The following is a 17,396-nucleotide window of genomic DNA, read 5'->3' on the forward strand; positions in this document are numbered from 1 at the left end:
GGGCAGAATGATGCGGGGCAGAATGATGCGGGGCAGAATGATGCGGGGCAGAATGATGAAGGTTGGGTTTGTTACGCACGCCTGGGGACTGTCAGGGGCGGATTGGGCGACGCGGCAACTCGGCTGTGCAAAATCGGGATTAAAAATTTAGTCGTTTGAGGAACCGTCTGCCGAAGCGTCCGTAATCTTGGCCGTCGACATCGTTGTCGCCATCGGAATCGAGGTCGGAGCGGAATCCATCATCGGTCGGGGAACGCAGGAACGTCAATCCGAAGCGGCCGTAATCTTGGCCGTCCACATCACGGTCTCCGTCGGTGTCTCCGTAGTATCGAAAGAACGCATCGGATGCTTGATCGCCGAAGGTGGCGTCGTCGTCCATCCCCAACCGGCCGGATGTGACCAGGGATCCGACGATGGTCAGTTCGTAGTTGCCGTCGCGGAGCGAGTGAAGGCCGGTTGCAGCGGTGGCGACCGCCGGACCGGGCAAGAATGTCAACGTCGCGATTGTCTTTCCGTCTTGAAGATCAATCGCAAGCGACAGATCCACCTGCTGGTCGGTTGCCCGGTCGCGCACTGAAAAGGCGTTTTCGGTCGTTTCGACTTCGCCATTGAACGTTACCGTCAGCCGATCGACGCGGGAGCGTTGTGACTGGCCGTCGTTGATCACGATGCTTTCGATCGCCGGGGCGACGGCGGCTTGAACGGTCACCGAATAATCTTCGACTTCACCATCAAAGGCGAAACCGGTCGGTTGCCATCCGCCGACCGAACTGAGCCGGACGCGAGCGATGGTCTGCCCCAGCGGCGCCGATTCCGGCAGGTTGTAGTTGAGTGTTTGCAGTCCGGCGAAGACGGGGGCTGCGGAAAGGATCTGTTCACTCGGTTGCCAAATCCCGTCGCGATCGAAGTCGATCCACGCGTCGACTTTGGCTTCGTCCGCGTTTTGCAGATCGATGTTCACACCTGCCATCGGATGACCGATGTTGATGGCACCGAACAACACGCCATCGTCCAGTTCACCGTCGGCGGTGGGGGATGCGACGCCATCGGATTCTTCGTCACGGGTCGCGCCCAGGCGCGGCCCCGTCGCTCCATGGCGTGCTCCGTCTTGCGCCAGGGTCGTGGGATAGGTCGCCGGCGCATCACCGAAATCAAAATTGTCGAGTTCGGTGACCGACAGATTCAGCGCAGCCCAGTCCAGAGCGCTGTGTTGTCCGAGCAAGACATCCAACCGTCCGTCTTGCAAGGCGAACAGATCACGGCCGGTCAACTCGACCGTCAACGTTGTGGTCTCGGTCGTTGACAAGGCAGCGGTGATGCCGAGCGCGGCGAGCGAGCGCGGCGACGAGACGTCTTCGATCCAGATCGCGTCACCGGTGGTCGCTGTGCCGGTTCCCCGCAGTCCCAGCGACAGCACCGCCGAGCGAACCACCTCGTGAGTGGCCAGCGAGTACTGGAAACTGAACGGGACATACTGGCCGTCGGTTGTCTGGTCGCTGGACCGAATCGGCGTCCCGCCAGCCAGGGTTGTCACCTCGGCCAGCCAACTCGGATCGACGGGCAGCGTGTCGGCCGACGCCGATCCGTCGAACTGGAGCAAGTCGAAATCCCCCAGCACGTACTCACGCGTTTGGCTGTTCGGACCTGCCATCCGTTGATTGTGCTGGGCGACGAACAGGCTGCTGGTCGGGTTGAGCGGGTCACCGAAATCGATCGGGGTGGCGTGGGCGTCGACCGTTGCCGGGGGTTGGGGCCCGAAACGGGTCTCGTTGACTAGTGTGCCTGTCGAACCGATCACCCAGTTCTGCGCCGTCGGTGGGTTCTGGACGATGAACTGATCGGCGCGGGCGTTCCAAAACACCATCCCGGCGCCACCCCAACCGTGTCCGCTGCCAAAGTTTCCCCGGTTGCGAGCTTCGATCATGTTGTCGGTCGAGATCGTGTCATACAGCGTTCCCGAGGACCAGCGTTGGTGTGGTCCGGTCGAACTGTGCGAGTCGACCGCGACGCCATCGAGAAACACATTCGGACCGCGGTTGCGCCATGACGAGTTGTTGACAAAATCATGTCGCCCATTTTCCGAATAGAGGTTGCGCATCAAGACGAATTGGCCGTCGATCGTGAACGGATATCGGCGGGCGCCGGTGATGATGGAAACCGGGTCCAAGCTTTGTGCATCGTCCACCGTGACACGCAGCGCGCGGCTGGTGGCGTGAACGGTGGCAAACACGAAGTGCTGGCCGGTGACGTTCCGAACCCAGGCGTCTCGGACCGACTGCAGTTCGATGAACGTCGTCGCGTGTGCCTCATCGGTCGGGCTCGTGAAATCCGAGACGCCGCGAATGTTTTCGATGCCGACATTTTCAATACGGGGGAACGTGTATCGAAACACGGTGCCGCCACCAAACTCCTGCTGGAACGATGACATCAAAGGCGCGTTGAAAAACACGCGATCGCCTTCGATGCGTGTGATGACGCGTTCGTACAGGTGATCGAAATTTCCGCCCGGTTCCCATTGATTCACCGTGCCGCCGTCACTGCGCGGCGGGATCGAATCCATTCCGATCTCCGAAATCCACTCGGCCGTGCTGGGGCGTTTGACGATGATCGGATCACCGACGTTCCAGTTGGCGGTCGAATCAACGCGCAGACTGGTCGCCCCCACCGGCACATATTTATCGACGATGTTGTGGGTCGTATTGGAGATGCCCGACGCCCATCCCGATGGCTGGCCGACCAGAATCAGCGAGCGTTGTGTTGTCCCGGTGCCGCGGAGGATCGTGCTGGTCAACGGATCTTCACCGTCGCCGACGCCGCGGAGCACCACGCCGTCGTCCAGGATGGTCAGTTGGTCGCTGATTTGATATTCGCCCGCGGTCAATTGCACGACCCCGCGATAACCATCCGGGCCGACGGGAAAGGTCGCGACCTGATCGATCGCCGCCTGCAACGCCGCCATGTCGTCACCGGCCGTCGGTGCGACGGTCACAAATCGTGACGGATCAATCGTTGCGGTGACATCGGGCAACGGCTGGTCGCTGTTGCGATAACCGGCCGATGAAAAGTCGGCGATGCGGTTGCCCAACGCGTCCAACGGGTGAATCAATCGACCGGCGTCGCCGTAATACGCCAACGACGATTCATCCACCGTCTGTTGCACTTCTTGGACGCGGATGTTGTCCAAACGCATGGTATTCAATCCGACCGTTCCCCACGCGTAGACTCGAAACGTAACCGGTGTCGTTTGCCCGCTCAATTCTGGGATCCCTTCCAGTGGAACGTGAACCGATTCAAAAACGTCTTCGCTGGTGATCTGTCCGCTGGCCAGCTTGGTCGAATAATTATTGCCGCCCGGCCCCGGATCGTTATCAAAGTAAACCGAATAACTGTCTTTCGAATCCGGATCATTGCGACGGATTTGCATGCTGAATCGGGCAAGATCCAGCACGTATCCGTCGATCGGTGTGATCGTCAATTCAAAGTAGTCTTCTTGTCCACCGGCGGGTGTCGGTTCGCTGGTCTCGTTGAAAGCACCGCCAAGCGCCAGACCGTTTGGGGGCTGGCCGTTGCCCGTCCAGCCCAGGCTGAGCGGTGAACTGATCTCGCTGGCGAGCGTCTCGGCATGCGTGTCGACCGAATACAGTTCGGGCGTGACGTTGGTGTGGTTGGCAAACTCGTAGAACGCCAGATCCGCTCCCGCAGCGAGCAGTTTCCGATGCCCCAATGATTGCAGCAACGGGAGTCTGCGCCTCGATTGACGACGTTGTTTTTGGGGGCCGAATGAGAGTTTCATTCGCGGATTATAGTTCCCAGCAACCCGCCGATGCAGCACAAGCCGGCGAAACTGAGAATCAACATCAGCATGGGAAAACAACCCGAGCGTTGGGAGTCGATCGCGGTCGGGTCGGTTGACGCCGAATCACCCTCCGTGTCGTCCAAGCCCGGCGGTGTTTGTTTCATCCGTGATTCCACGAAGGCCTTGCATTGGCGAAGTGATTGACCGGAAAACTCTCGATAAAGCTTGACCGCTTCGATCTTTTTGCCGCGAGCGATCGCCGCATCGACCGCCTCCATCGCTTCGTCCCGATCCCACTGGTTTTCGCTCGAATGATTCATGAAGAATTGGTTGCCGTTGTCAGTCTGTCCTTGAACTTTTTGCGATTTATCGTTCCGAAGCGCGAGGCTTGTAGCGTACGGCGTGCCGATCGCCTATATCTAAGCCTACCTGGAAGAGCGCCCGGGCCGGTTTTTCTTCATCCTACCATTAAGAGAGTTGACAACGATGCGAGCGAAGATTTTCGGGAGTCTGGTCTGTTTGGCCGCCGCAGGCTTCATCGGGTTGCCTGCGATTGCCGCGGACGACGATGGCGACAAGCCCAAGTTCAAGACCAAGCAGGTGATGAAAGAGGCTTTTAAGGGGCCGCTGTTGAAGAAGGTCGCCGGCGGTGATGCATCGGCCGAAGACGTCAAGAAGTTGCACGCGATGCTGGTGGCACTTTCCAAGAACGAACCGCCACGCGGAGAGGAGGAAAGCTGGAAAGCACTGACCGGCGCGTTGGTGAAAGCCGGCAAGGCCGCCGTCGAAGGCAAGGATGACGCCGGCACGATGCTCAAGAAGGCGTCCAATTGCAAGGCGTGTCACAGCAAGCACAAGCCCAGTTGAACACCGATCAACTGGGAGAGGCTTCCAGACTGTCATTGCACCGCGGAAAGATGAACAACCTATCCCACGGTTTTACTCATCCGATCGGCTAAGTTTTTCAGCGTATCGCTGCCGTCACCCTCGACCAGTTTGGCATGAATCAAATGCGGCTGGTCGGGCGTGGCCCAAGCGTCTTGCAGGGCCCGCTCAAACTCCAATTCCGTTTCCGCGTAGTGGCTTGTTCCGCAGCCGTAGACGTCCAGCAGCTTGCCGAAATCCCAGGGCTGGATTTCGTTGTATTCCCAATCACCGGCATGCAGATAACGTTCGGTGCCGTAGCCATGGTTGTCTAGCACGATCACGATCGGGCGGTGACCGTAGCGAATCAGCGTGCTGAGTTCTTGACCGGTCATCTGGAACGCGCCGTCGCCGACGAGCACGACGACGCGATGGTCGGGACGCGCCGTCGCCGCACCTAACGCCGCGGGAACGCTGAATCCCATCGACGTGTAATAAGCCGGGCTAAGGAATTCCCCGCGTTCATGGATCGTCAATTCGGTCGCCGCGAATAACGAATCACCGACGTCGGCAATCACAATCGTGTCCGCGTCGATCACACGGTTCAACCGGCTCATCATCCAACTGGTCCGCAAACCCCCGTCGCCGGGTTCGGCGTGTTTTGACGCGCCGCGTTTGGTGGACGAGAGGTCTTCGGGAATCGCTTGCTGCCGCGGAACCAAATCCGCTTCGCCCAGCCCGACGAGAAACTCTTTCAAACCGACGTTGTGATAGTGGTGATGCGAGATCCGCAGCGTTTCGCTGGTCGCATACACGCAGCGACTTGGGTTCAACTTGGCGGAAAAAATTCCCAAGTTGATGTCGCTCATGAACGCGCCCAACAACAGCACCAAGTCGCTGTTCTCGACGAACTGGGTGACGGCTTGGTCACCCAAGGCGCCTTCGTACAACCCGATGAACATCGGATGACGTTCACTGATCACACTTTTTCCCAGCATCGTCGTGGCGATCGGAATGTTGGCCGATTCCGCCAGACGCAGCAATTCATCTTGCAACCCGAACCGATGCAATTCGACACCGGCCAAGATGACCGGCGATTTCGCCGATGCGATCAGGGAACTGGTTTCGCGAATCGCTTCGGCCGTCGCCTGCGAGTCGTTGACGTGGCTGGATCCCCGGTAACCGTGTGCGATCGGCGGAACCACATGCACCATGTCACGCGGTAATTCCAAATACACCGGACGTTTGAAACGGTCACAGGCATCGAGCACGCGATCGATCTCGGCAAACGCCGTCAGCGGATCGGACAGTTCCGCGCCGGCGATCGTGAATTTTTCAAACACCTCGTACTGGGTGCGAAAGTCACGCACCATGTGATGCAACAGCGCGCCGCTGGATCGCTCCTTCAATCCCGGCGATCCGGTCACCACCACGACCGGGGATTTTTCCGCCCACGCCCCTGCGATCGAATTGCAGACACTCAGTCCGCCGACACAGTACGTGACGCAAAGCGCCCCCATGCCGTTCAGCCTGGAGTAGGCGTCGGCTGCGAACCCCGCGCAGTCTTCGCGGGTGCAGCCGATCATCTCGATCGGGCTCTTTTCCAGTTCGCTGTACAGCGACAAGACATAGTCCCCCGGGATGCCGAACATGTGTCCGATCCCATAGTCCTGTAGTCGCTGGATCAAGTACTGTGCGATCGAGACATTCGCGGTCACGCGCCGAGTTGATGCGGCGGTCCCAGATTTTCCCGTCGCCGGTTGAATCGCATCCATCGCAAATTTCCCCTGAAGAAGTTTTCGTGTGGACTGTTCGCTATTGTACGCACGACCTCGGCAGGGAGCGGCTGTCGATTCGTCGCGACCGATGTCCGCAGCCTATTGCCGCGAAACCAAAGTCACAGAAATATCGTCCAGCAGGACACTTCCGCGTTGGGGATCGGCGACTTCGATGCAAATTTCCACCGGTTCGATCGACGATTCCACTCGGGGAACGGAGAACTCGCTCGTCCGTCGGGTCCAGACGCCGCGCTGACCGGACAATTCCAGACGGCTCAATTCCTTCCCGGCGTGACGGACGATCAGTTGTGCGATCTGGTGCTGGGCATCGATCGTTTGAACCATCACTGAAAGTCGGTAATCTTGTGCGGTGGTCGCGGGCACGGTTTGGACCAATTGCCAATTGCCGGTCGGCCGCGAGGGGACGGCGCGGCGAATCAACAAACATGCGTTGTCGCCTGCGGCCGCGTCGGGCGTGATCGCCAACGGGAGACTGCCGCCGAGAACTTGCCGGCTGCGATCACCGGAGGGATCGGTCGCTTCGATTTGCCAATAGGTTTCCAGCGGCAACTCAAAATCGCCGCCGAGCAACGCCAGAGAGGACGGAGGCCGGTCGCTCGCCGAATCGACGATCTGGTTGGCCGAGGCGATCGGCAGCGAAGCGATTTGATCCACAAACTCCTTGAGCGACTTGATCTGATCCAGTATCGCCTGCTTCTCGCTTTCCTCGCGCGTCTGGCGAGCACGCAACAGCAACCGCCTGGCCTGGTCGCGCGACAGATCGATGAACCGGGCCACGTCACAGGCCGGGTCCAGTGTTCGCGCCGATTCGATCGCCGCAAACGCGTTGTCCAGCGATCCAAGACGCAAGTGCTGTTTGGCCAAACCGAACCAAGCCGTCGAACGATGTCGCGCGCTGACGGCCGCGTCGATGGCTGCACGGTACCAGCGGTCGGAGTTCTGCAGATGTCCGTCCGGTGTCGGCGAGTCGACCTGTTCGGCGACGCGGGCGGCGCCGATCAGCGAGACCACGTCGTCCGGGGAAAGCCGAATCGCGTTTTGAAAATGTTGCCGGGCCGTTTCCCAATCCTGGTCCTGAAACGCACACCATCCGGCGATCTGATGACCGCGTGGATTTTCGGGATTCAATTCGATCGCTTTGGCCGACCAGACCCGGGCGGGATCCAGGCTGCCGCGCGAGTATTCGAGCGAGGCGATCAGTGAGGCCCAGCGTGCGGCGGCCGGATCGGGACCGGTCAGACGCTCGATCCGATCCGCGTCTTGGTAGGCGAATCGGATCGCTTGGGCCCGTCCGCGAAGGTCGTCCAGTCGCACCAGGGGACCGTCCATCGTGTCTTGCAGGTCCAATCCGATTTCGACGGCCTGGAAAAAGGCTTCGATGGCCGTGTCGATCTGCCCCAGTTCTGCGGCGGTCGCCCCGACGTGCCAGTACACCCAGTGCAAGTTCGGCTCCAGACGCTGGGCGCGGCTGGCATCGCGAAAGCTGGTCCGCAGCAATTCCTTGGCGCGGCGGTGGTGGTTCGCATCGGATCGAGGATGATCGCGCAACAAGACGGCTTGGCGGAGTGCGACGGTGGAGCGATCGGCGACGACGAAGGCGGCGTCGGGGCGGATCGCGATGCAGCGTCCGTATTCGGCGCGTGCCAGTTCGTAGTACTCCAGCGCGGATTCAAAATCGTCGTCCGCTTCGGCCCGCTGTGCCTTCAAGTAATACGCCTGGGCGGTGGGCAGACGGATCCAGCAATCATCCGGTGCGTTGTCGCTGACGCGCCTGAGCGATTCCAATGCAACGTCGATCGCCCGGTCGGCCGGATCATCGTCGCTCGGCGCCATAAACGTCGCACCGTAATCGTTGAACCAGGATCGGTAGTTGGCATCAACGCTGGCGATCAAACTGAAAATGGCCAACTGTTGGCCGTCGGCAGGGTTTCGCGGCGGCCCCAGTTCGGCCGGCTCGACGCGTTTGCCACCATTGATCCGAAAGGAGGCGATGCTGCCCAGCCAACGGGCCGCTTCGCTGCGGCGAAACGTGTGGATCCGCCTGGTCAATTCCATCGCCGCCCGCGCCTCGCGTTTGCCGACGCCCGATGATAGGTAGCTGCGGATCAGCTTTAACATGCTCGGTGATCCGCCGTCGGGATCGCTGCCCATCGCGACCGCCATTCGGGTCACGTACAACGAGTTCAGGCTGGTCAGAATTCGATAGACCTGCCAACGCAGTCGATCCCGTTGCAGTGCGGTCAGGTCGTCATCGGGCAGGTCGTCCCACCAGGTGTCACTGTCCCAAAACCCCAGCTCCTGCAAGGAGGCTTGCAGCAACACCGCGGCTTCGGTCGAACGCGACAGATGGACCAGATCCTCGCCGTCGCGTTTGAACGCATGAAATCGTCCCAACCGTTCCATTCGATCGCGGCGGACGATCAGCCTCTCGCGCTCGTCGGCCAACGATTCCTGGTTCTCCATCCGGTCGATGGCGACACCGAACAAGGCCGCGGCATCGGCATAGCGGCTTTCGGCCAGCGCGGCGTCGCCGCGTTGGATCGCGGCACCGGACGCCGCGACGGCTTCCATCCGCCGCGTCTGTTCTTGGAATTCGATCTCGCGTTCTCGTTCGGCATCGATCCGCGCCGCTTCCATCGCCCGTCGGTTCATTTCCTGACGCACCAACAAACCGGAAATGGTGCCAACGAACGTCAGCAACAACCCGACCGCCAAGGCTGCGGTGAGCGCGCGGTGATTGCGTGCCCAACGCAAGGTGCGTTCGATGGGCGGAGCGACAAACACGCTGACCGGTTGATCGGCCAGATACTTTTGCACGTCCTCGGCCAGTTCGCCCGCGCTGGCATAGCGCTGGGTCATCTGCGTCGCCATCGCCTTCAGGATGATCGCCTGCAGGGCCTTGGGGATTTGAGAGCGAATCTTTAGCGGCGGGTCGAATCGACCTTCGATGATGCGATCGAACGTCGACTGTAGGTCGGCTTCACCGCAGTGGGGCGCCTGCCCGGTCAGGATGAAATACAGTGTCGCGCCCAGACAATACACGTCGGCGGCCGTGCCGATCTGGTCGATCTTTCCGGCCGCCTGCTCGGGGCTCATGTAGCGGGGCGTGCCCAACGTGGTGCCCTGGCGGGTTTCATCCACGGAGGAATCGTGTTGGTTGTCCAGCGAGAGCGTGGCTTCGAGCTGTTGTTCGATCTCTCGTTCGGTTCCCGGTGAATCGCTGGGGCGCGCCGCGGGGTCCAACCATTTGGCCAACCCCCAGTCGACGACCAGCGTTTGCCCATAGGCCCCCAGCATAATGTTGGCCGGTTTTAAATCGCGATGGACGACTTGCTTGCTGTGTGCGTAGTCGATGGTTTGGCAGACGTCGACAAAATGATCAAGCAATTTCCGCAGCGAGTCGGTGTCGTACCAGGGCGTGGATCGTTCATGCGACGAGGCCGTGGGGGATGGCCGACGTGGATTGAGTTTTTCTTCGACGACCTGTTGAAGCGTGCGCCCGCGGATGAACTGCATCGCGTAAAACGGGCGACGGTCGTCCTGTTGTCCCAACGCATAGATCGGGACGACGCCCGGGTGCTCCAAGAATCCCGTGATCTCCGCCTCGCGACGAAACCGCGCCGCGGCGTTGAAATTGCCGGCCCACTCACCGCGCATTTGTTTGAGCGCCACCTCACGACCGAGTTGTCGGTCCCAAGCCACCCAGACTTCGCCCAGCCCTCCGACGGCATGCTTGCTGCGTAGTTCGAATCGACCGCTGGATTCGTCCGCTCGGCGACCACCGGAACCGGTAGCGGAGCCGTTGCCCGATCCGTCGGCGGCGGCCGCAGCCTTTTGCGGGCCGAACAGCCCCGAGGCCAGGAAGCTGGCGTCGTCGACCGATTCCAATGCCGCCAACAAGGAATCAACTTGCTTCCGCAGCGATGAATCGTCTCCGCACGCCGCCGCCAAGTACTCCTGCCGCTCGACCGGATCCAGCAGGCTGAGCGCGTGGGTCGCGATTTCGTCGACGCTCAGGGCCACTGGGGAATCCGTTTTTCCACGAACGCTCGGATCCCTTCGGCCGCCGATTCGGTGTTGCACAACGTCGCGCCGGTCGCGGCGCCGTTGGTCAGGTTGGTCAGCAGCGCCTCGCCGATCCCTTCGTTCAGCATCCGCTTGGTCGCTTGCAGCGATTCACGCGGGGCGGCGGCGCAGCGTTTGGCCCAGTCGCTCGCGGTGATCCAGATCTGGTCGGCCGCGACGACCTCGCAACACATGCCCAATCGATACGCTTCGGCGGCGTCGATCGGCGATCCGGTCAACAGCATCCGCGCGGCGATTGCCGCACCGAAACGAAACGACAGCAGCGGTGCGGTCAAACCGCCGATGAGTCCCCGTTCGGCCGCGTTGGCCGTCAGGAACGCGCGGTCGGACATTACGATCATGTCCGCGGCCAGTGCGACGGCCAGCCCGGCGCCGATCGCTTGACCATCGACCGCCGCGATCACGGGTTTGGGAAACCGCAAAATCGTCTCGCACAACTCCGTCAGCTCGCGCCAGGTTTCAAACCACTGCACCTGGGCGTCGATCGGTTCCAACTCGGCGACTTTGGCGAACGCCTTGAGATCGACGCCGCTGCAAAAATGGTCGCCTTTGCCGGTGATCAACACCGCCCAGACGCGCCGTTCCTGGTGCACGTCCGAGAGTGCCTGGGCCAGATCGGTGATCAACGCCGAATCGAGCGCGTTGCAGACCTCGGGGCGATCGAGTGCCAGCGTCGCAATTTGGTCGACGATCGTTAATTCAACGTGCTGCATGTTTACTGTTGCAATCCGGCCAAGGTCTGCATCGAATCCCGCAAGTCAGTGTAGAGTTTGCGGTAGACGGGGAACAAGTCATTGTAGGCCTTGACGGATTTTCGATCCGCCGGTGTTTGCTCGGCCACTTCGATCGTCGCTTTGCACGCCGATTGGACGTTCTTGTAGGCCCCATCGCCGACGGCGGCCAACAGCGCGACGCCATAGGCCGGTCCCTGTTCGACTTTCAATGTCGTGATCTTTTTGCCGAACACGTCGGCTTGCATTTGACGCCAGAACGGGTTCTTGCTGCCGCCGCCGGAGGCGCGGATTTCGCGGACCGGGACATCCAACGATTGAATGATTTCCAAGCTATCGCGCAGAGCAAACGTGATGCCCTCCATCACGGCGCGGGTCATCGAGCCGCGCGTGTGCGTCAGGTTCAACCCGACGAAGGCGCCGCGTGCATGCGGGTCGGCGTGCGGTGTGCGTTCACCGTTCAGGTACGGCAGGAACACCAGGCCGTTGCTGCCGGCCGGGCATTGCCCGGCTTCGGCCGTCGCGGCTTGATAGACGTCTTTGCCGCCCATGCCGGCGAGTCCTTGCAAGACGGATTCGACCCACCATTGCAACGAACCGCCGCTGGTCAGGTTGACGCCCATCATGTGCCAGGCGCCGTTGACGGCATGGCAAAACGTGTGCAATCGTCCGGCGGCGTCGTATTGGGGCTGGTCGCTGTGGACGAACATCACACCGCTGGTGCCGATCGAGGTGCTGAGCACACCTTTCTTGACCACCCCGTTGCCGACCGCCCCGGCGGCACAATCGCCCGCACCGCCGACGACCTTGCAATCGGTGGTCAGCCCCAACGCTTTGGCCGCCGCCTTGGTCAGCGTCCCGGTGACTTCATCGCTTTCCACCACGCGGGGCAACAGGTCCGAATCGAGTCCGAGTTTGGACAGCAGCGCCGTGGACCACTTGCGCCCGACGACGTCCAGAAACAACGTGCCGCTGGCATCGCTGACTTCGGTCACGTAGTCGCCGATCAAGCGTCGGCGGATGTCGTCCTTGGGCAACAAGACCTTGGCCAAGGCGTCGAAGTTTCGTTTTTCATTGTTCCGCAGCCACAGCACCTTGGGCGCTTGGAATCCCGTCAGCGCGGGGTTGGCGACCATTTTGATCAGGCGTTTGCGTCCTCCGGCGGCCGACGTGATCTCGTCGCACTCAGCCGCCGTCCGCTGGTCGTTCCACAGCAGCGCGGGGCGAATGACGTTGTCGTCGCGGTCCAGAAAGACGCTGCCGTGCATCTGGCCGCTCAATCCGATCGCTTTGACGTCGGCGGGTTTGCAGCCGGATTTTCGCATCACCGCACGCACCGTCTTGACCGTCGCCTTCCACCAGTCCTCCGGGTCTTGCTGTGTCCAGCCCGGTTTGGGCTGCTCCATCGGATACGTCGCATCCGCTTCGGCGATGACCTGCCCACTCGCGTCGATTAGCAGCGTTTTCGTACCGCTGGTCCCGATGTCGATCCCCAGATAATGACTCATGTTGCGCCTTCTTCGAAATGAAACTTTCCTGCCGAACCCGATCGCCGGGCGATGCGTATGTTATCGCGCCGCCGCCGGACTGTAATTTCCATCGTCTGTCGGCGGGAATGGTTTTGCCAAAAAGGCTCGCACGTACGCCCGAATTTCCGAGAAACGCCGCGACCGACGCGGCCCGCTACCATGTCTGGTGACTTTCGATCCCGTCCATTGGATCGCCGAACGGCCGTCTCGATCCTCGCCGCGTCGATGATCGCCGGTTGCGGCGATTCCGGCTCCGACGATGCCGGATCCGGCCGCGATGCCGCTCCGGCCGCTCGCACCGACGTGCCGCTACGCATCCTGTTGGTCGGTGACGCTTCGGTTGCCGAATCGATCCAATTGGCCTGGTCGATGACGCATGAGCACCCGCTGGAGATCGAGGTGTTCGATCCCGCCGGCGAAAGCCCCGCGGTGCGTTTCACACGGCAAATGCTGCTCTCGGATGTCGCGATCACGCCGCACAGCTATCTCGGGGAAATCCATGCCGAGGACGCGGCGGTTCGGTTCAGTGCCGAATTGCTGAAGGAGTACCAAAAGGAGTACGGCAAACCGCTGCCGGCCGTGATCAATTCACTGGGCGATTACGGCGGATCGACCTGGGGCGTCGCGGTCGGTGCCAAAATGCTCGCCCGGCTGGCCATCGATTCTCAATCGCAGTGCGAGACCTGGAGCGAGTACCACGACTGGGTCAAGGGGCTCGATGGCAAGGCCGCCGAGCCGCTGGCCCCCGGTTGGGCCGCCAGCTCGTTTCTGAATCGATGCGCGTCCACCTTCACGCGTCGCTGGCTGTTCAACCGAACGACGATGAAGCCGGAGATCGACAGCGAAGACTACGTCGCGGCGCTGGAACAACTGGCCGCGACGGCAGGTCTGTACGCATCGTCGGCGATGACACCGGGCCAAATCTGGCAGGCCATCGCCGGCGGGGAACTGGTCGGCGGAATCGGATACGAGGCCCCGGCGGTCGCAAGCGAGCCTGCGACCGAGGAAGCGCCAACCGACGAACCGCCACAAGAACGCGAGGAATTCGACATCAGCGTTTTCGATTGCCCGCAGGAAACCGAAACCGATCAATTGTGGCTGGGGCCGCAAACGCCACTGGCTTGTTTGAGCAGCGGTTGCCGGCAAACCAACGCGTCCAAGCAATTCATCGGATGGCTCTCCGGCGGCCAGCGGATTTCAACGGTCCGCCAACAATCCGAACTGTTCTCACAAACGCGAACCAGTCCGGAGAACGAGTCGATGCAGTCGGGAAGTGCCTACGTGCGTTGGCTGGTCGAGCGTCTGCAAACGCTGCAAGTGGCGCCGGGGTTGGTCCTGCCCGGAGCCGATCGTTACTACCAAGTGCTCGACCGCCAAGTCCGACGCTGTCTGGCCGGAGAGCAATCGGCCGCCGAAGCGCTCGCCGAGGCCGCCACACAATGGGACGCGATCACCGATGAAATCGGCCGCATCCAGCAATCGGTCGCTTGGAAACGGACGCTCGGGTTTGGCGGGTGAGTTTCAGGTTTCAGGTTTCAGGTTTCAGGTTTCAGGTTTCGGGTTTCGGGTTTCGGGTTTCGGGTTTCGGGTTTCGGGTTTCGGGTTTCAGGTTTTCGGGTTTCAGGTTTCGGAGACGGTCCAGCATTTTTATCTCCGCTTCCCCCACTCCCACACGCATTTTTCTGCCCCCACTCTTCTCCCAGCTCCCAGCTCCCAGCTCCCAGCTCCCAACTCCCAACTCCCAGCTCCCAACTCCCAGCTCCCAGCTCCCAACTCCCAACTCCCAACTCCCAACTCCCCTCACGGCGTAATGATTTTCGCAGTGGTTGTCGACGAGCTGCCGATCCGCCTTGCCTTGATGCGGACATAGGGCGGAATGTACGTCGCTCGATCGGCGAAGCTGTTCGCCGCCGCGTCGCGCTTGGCATGCAGCGGTTCGATCAGGTCCTCGATCACAAACCCCGACCGGCACAGTCCGCCGACGAGGTCTTCCCAGCGGTGCAGGAATTCGATCGCGCCGTGTTCACGCAACCGTTTGGCACTGGCCGACATCACGTCCGGCGGCGGAATCGGGGTGTCGCGGTAGTAGGCGTGTCGGACCGGAAAGCCATCGACCGAGCGCTGGTACCCCGCTTGCAAACTGATCGGTTGTTTGTGTTGGCTGATGTACAGTCCACCGGGGCGCGTGACCCGCGCGACTTCGGCAAACACCGGCGCGACCGAAGGGACATAGCAGGTGCTGACCGGATGGATCACGATGTCGAATTCCGCGTCGGCCAATCCCGACAGGTCTTCCATGGTCATTTGCAGCACTCGCATCCGATAGCCACGCTCGGCCGCCACCCTGCGATCGAGTTCCAGCATCGCGCCGCTGAGATCGACCACGGTCACGTCGGCGCCGGCGGCCGCGTACAGGGAGCTCTGGCGACCCCCGCCGGCGGCCAGGCACAGCACGCGTTTTCCGGCGATCGATCCGCCCAGCCAGCCGGCCTGGTCGACGACCGACAACGGCCGCGACAATTCTTCTTCGCTGGCCGGGCGGCAAAGCGGATCGCCCGAATCGGCCATTCGGTCGTACACGCGGCGGTTGGTTTCCAGGGTGGAATCGTGATTCACGCAGCACTCTCGGTTAGCGGGGAAGGCGGTCGCACACTACGGTTGGTTGCAATCCGAATGGGCCGGGGCGGATATCAGGGCCGCGCATTTTGTTCGGCAACGGACCCAAAAAAAATCCCGCGACACGGCCGAATGGACGAAAAACCCAACATCTGGGGAGAAAAGAATGGTCAGCTGCGGGAATTTTTGGAACTTTCTCCCCCTTGTGCTCATCCGATTTGCGTTGACGACGAATCGCCCCTGGCGTTCGGCGGACTCCTCACCCCGGCGTGACGCTGTTTGTTGCCCCCACTTGGCGACCGCTATCCACTGTATCATTGAGCCCGGTAGATCCGATATGACATCGGAACCTGTCGGCGACGGATTCAACAATGGCTTTACCAGAAGAATTACTCGACGAACTGCTTTCGGCGCATCTGGATGATGCGCTCAGCGGCGACGAGCGCGCCCGGGTCGACCAGATGTTACGCGACGATCCCACCGCCCGCGAGCGGCTGGAGGCGTTGATACGCCAACGCGACTCGTTTCGTGACACGATGCTGGCGGTGCCGCAATTGCCCGATGGGTTTGCCGACAATGTGGTCCAAGCCGCGATCGCACGGGCCGAGGCGGAGGAGTTGCGTAGTGACCACCCGTTGCGGTTGGCCGCAAACGATTCCTTTGTCACGCCCCGGCCCGCCAGCTCAATCTCAAAACCCCGTCTGGTCGCGATGGTCGCCGGGCTGGCGGCATCGGTGTTGTTCATCGGATTGGTCGCGCGGCAGTTCTCCGGCACCGCGCCGAACGGGCCGTCGGACAATGAACTGGTCGCAGCTCCCCGGGTGATGCCCGAGCAAGATGCGGTGCCGAAGCCCGAGGATGCACTTGCCCCGCCGGTGACTCCGGAAGCGATGTCGGATTCGATCGTCGCCAGCGATCAGGGACCAACGCCGCCAGAGGTGACCGGTCCGCTGGATGACCTGCGCCCCGAACCGGCACCGGTGATGCAACCCGACGGCCAGAACCCGCCGGCAATGCAACTGGCCGATGCGAGTCCGAATGCTCCGGGCCGCGACGCGTCGGTGTCCGAGACGTCCGTCCCCGATCTTGACGCGATGCCGACGACACCTGACAGCCAGTCGTTTGTCGCCTTGAAACCGCTCAGCATGTTGATGGTTGTGGAGATCAAGCAATCCGAAGCGGGCCGGCAAACCGGTGCCTTCGATCGGGCGCTGGCCGAGATTCAGATCATGGAAAGTGACGAGCGCCGGGTCGATGAGGCACTTGCCCGCGCGGTCGCGGCCGATCCGGGCAGCGAAGCACGGGGCGACGCAGCACCGCGGGCACTGCTGCTGGAATCGCCCGCCAAGAAACTCGACCGGTTGGTGATGCATTTGGTTCGCGACCGCGACGGCATCGAAGCGGTCGGGTTTTCCGCGATCAGTGTCCAATTGGATGCACCGTTGCTGCGTTCGATCGAATCGGTCCGAACCGTCGACCCCACCAAGATCCGTCATCAGGGCCACATCGTTCCGATCATCAGTGATGCCGACGGCGTGTTTGATGCTTGGGTCAATCAGTTGGCCGATCGTTCGTTCATTCCCATCCAGGGTGAGCAAGAAGCAAAACTGCTGAGCGCCCCGGCCCCAGGGGGCATCGCTGCCGGTGGCAATCCGCTCGATGACAACGGCCCCGACCAGATGGCCAACATTCTATTCCTGGTTCGCTGACACGTGACAGGACGGCCTGGCAAGCGGAGAGGTAGGAAGAGTTTTTGGAGGTAGGAAGATTGCCCAGGTCGAATGGATGGTGCACCTCATCATTTTCTTACCTCCGAAATCTTCTTACCCGATTTGCGCTGGCGTCCAAGTAGCGGGAGCAATTGCGGGAACCGGCTGATGTCAGCTGAGATTTTCAGCCAGCCCCACCTGTTGATTTTATCTGATCAAACGTGGGATCAGCCGTTTCGCGCGAGCGTACGGGCATTGAAACGGCG

At 61.3% G+C, this 17,396-nt stretch carries 10 protein-coding genes; 3 read left to right on the forward strand and 7 right to left on the reverse strand.

The window, feature by feature from the left end; translation table 11 throughout:
- Positions 1–139: 139 nt before the first annotated feature.
- Both H1B37_RS08085 and H1B37_RS08090 read right to left on the reverse strand, forming a co-directional pair.
- Positions 140–3,736 (reverse strand): GEVED domain-containing protein, encoded by a 3,597-nt coding sequence (locus tag H1B37_RS08085; protein WP_182866137.1) that lies wholly within the window; start codon positions 3,734–3,736, stop codon positions 140–142.
- A gap of 53 nt (positions 3,737–3,789) precedes the next feature.
- Entirely contained in the window at positions 3,790–4,116 is a 327-nt protein-coding gene (locus H1B37_RS08090; protein ID WP_182866138.1) for a hypothetical protein, read from the reverse strand.
- A gap of 166 nt (positions 4,117–4,282) precedes the next feature.
- Here H1B37_RS08090 and H1B37_RS08095 point away from each other — a divergent pair, with 166 nt between their 5' ends.
- Positions 4,283–4,663 (forward strand): hypothetical protein, encoded by a 381-nt coding sequence (locus H1B37_RS08095; RefSeq protein ID WP_182866139.1) that lies wholly within the window; start codon positions 4,283–4,285, stop codon positions 4,661–4,663.
- Positions 4,664–4,722: 59 nt separating this feature from the next.
- Here H1B37_RS08095 and H1B37_RS08100 read toward each other — a convergent pair whose 3' ends face one another.
- The 4 genes from H1B37_RS08100 to xylB all read right to left on the reverse strand — a co-directional run bounded on the left by H1B37_RS08100 (position 4,723) and on the right by xylB (position 12,784).
- Complete coding sequence (locus H1B37_RS08100) at positions 4,723–6,435, reverse strand: alpha-keto acid decarboxylase family protein (RefSeq protein WP_182866140.1); 1,713 nt, start codon at positions 6,433–6,435, stop codon at positions 4,723–4,725.
- Between the two features lie 102 nt (positions 6,436–6,537).
- Positions 6,538–10,482 (reverse strand): protein kinase domain-containing protein, encoded by a 3,945-nt coding sequence (locus H1B37_RS08105; protein ID WP_182866141.1) that lies wholly within the window; start codon positions 10,480–10,482, stop codon positions 6,538–6,540.
- Positions 10,473–11,258 (reverse strand): enoyl-CoA hydratase/isomerase family protein, encoded by a 786-nt coding sequence (locus tag H1B37_RS08110; protein ID WP_182866142.1) that lies wholly within the window; start codon positions 11,256–11,258, stop codon positions 10,473–10,475. Before H1B37_RS08110 ends, H1B37_RS08105 begins: the two co-directional genes overlap by 10 nt.
- 2 nt (positions 11,259–11,260) lie before the next feature.
- Complete coding sequence (gene xylB, locus H1B37_RS08115; RefSeq protein WP_182866143.1) at positions 11,261–12,784, reverse strand: xylulokinase; 1,524 nt, start codon at positions 12,782–12,784, stop codon at positions 11,261–11,263.
- 207 nt (positions 12,785–12,991) lie between these two features.
- On the opposite strand from xylB, the gene H1B37_RS08120 reads away from it, so the two are divergent.
- Positions 12,992–14,323 (forward strand): hypothetical protein, encoded by a 1,332-nt coding sequence (locus tag H1B37_RS08120; protein ID WP_182866144.1) that lies wholly within the window; start codon positions 12,992–12,994, stop codon positions 14,321–14,323.
- Positions 14,324–14,605: 282 nt separating this feature from the next.
- Here the strand turns inward: H1B37_RS08120 and H1B37_RS08125 are convergent, their stop codons facing one another.
- Positions 14,606–15,373, reverse strand: coding sequence for a class I SAM-dependent methyltransferase (locus H1B37_RS08125; protein ID WP_182866246.1), 768 nt, complete (start codon positions 15,371–15,373; stop codon positions 14,606–14,608).
- A gap of 419 nt (positions 15,374–15,792) precedes the next feature.
- Between H1B37_RS08125 and H1B37_RS08130 the strand changes: the two genes are divergently transcribed.
- Positions 15,793–17,130 carry an anti-sigma factor family protein gene (locus H1B37_RS08130; RefSeq protein ID WP_182866145.1) on the forward strand — a complete coding sequence of 446 codons (1,338 nt, stop codon included), beginning with the start codon at positions 15,793–15,795 and terminating at the stop codon, positions 17,128–17,130.
- The last annotated feature ends 266 nt before the right edge of the window (positions 17,131–17,396 follow it).

It is taken from the genome of Stieleria mannarensis, from assembly GCF_014154935.1.
Classification (GTDB): domain Bacteria; phylum Planctomycetota; class Planctomycetia; order Pirellulales; family Pirellulaceae; genus Stieleria; species Stieleria mannarensis.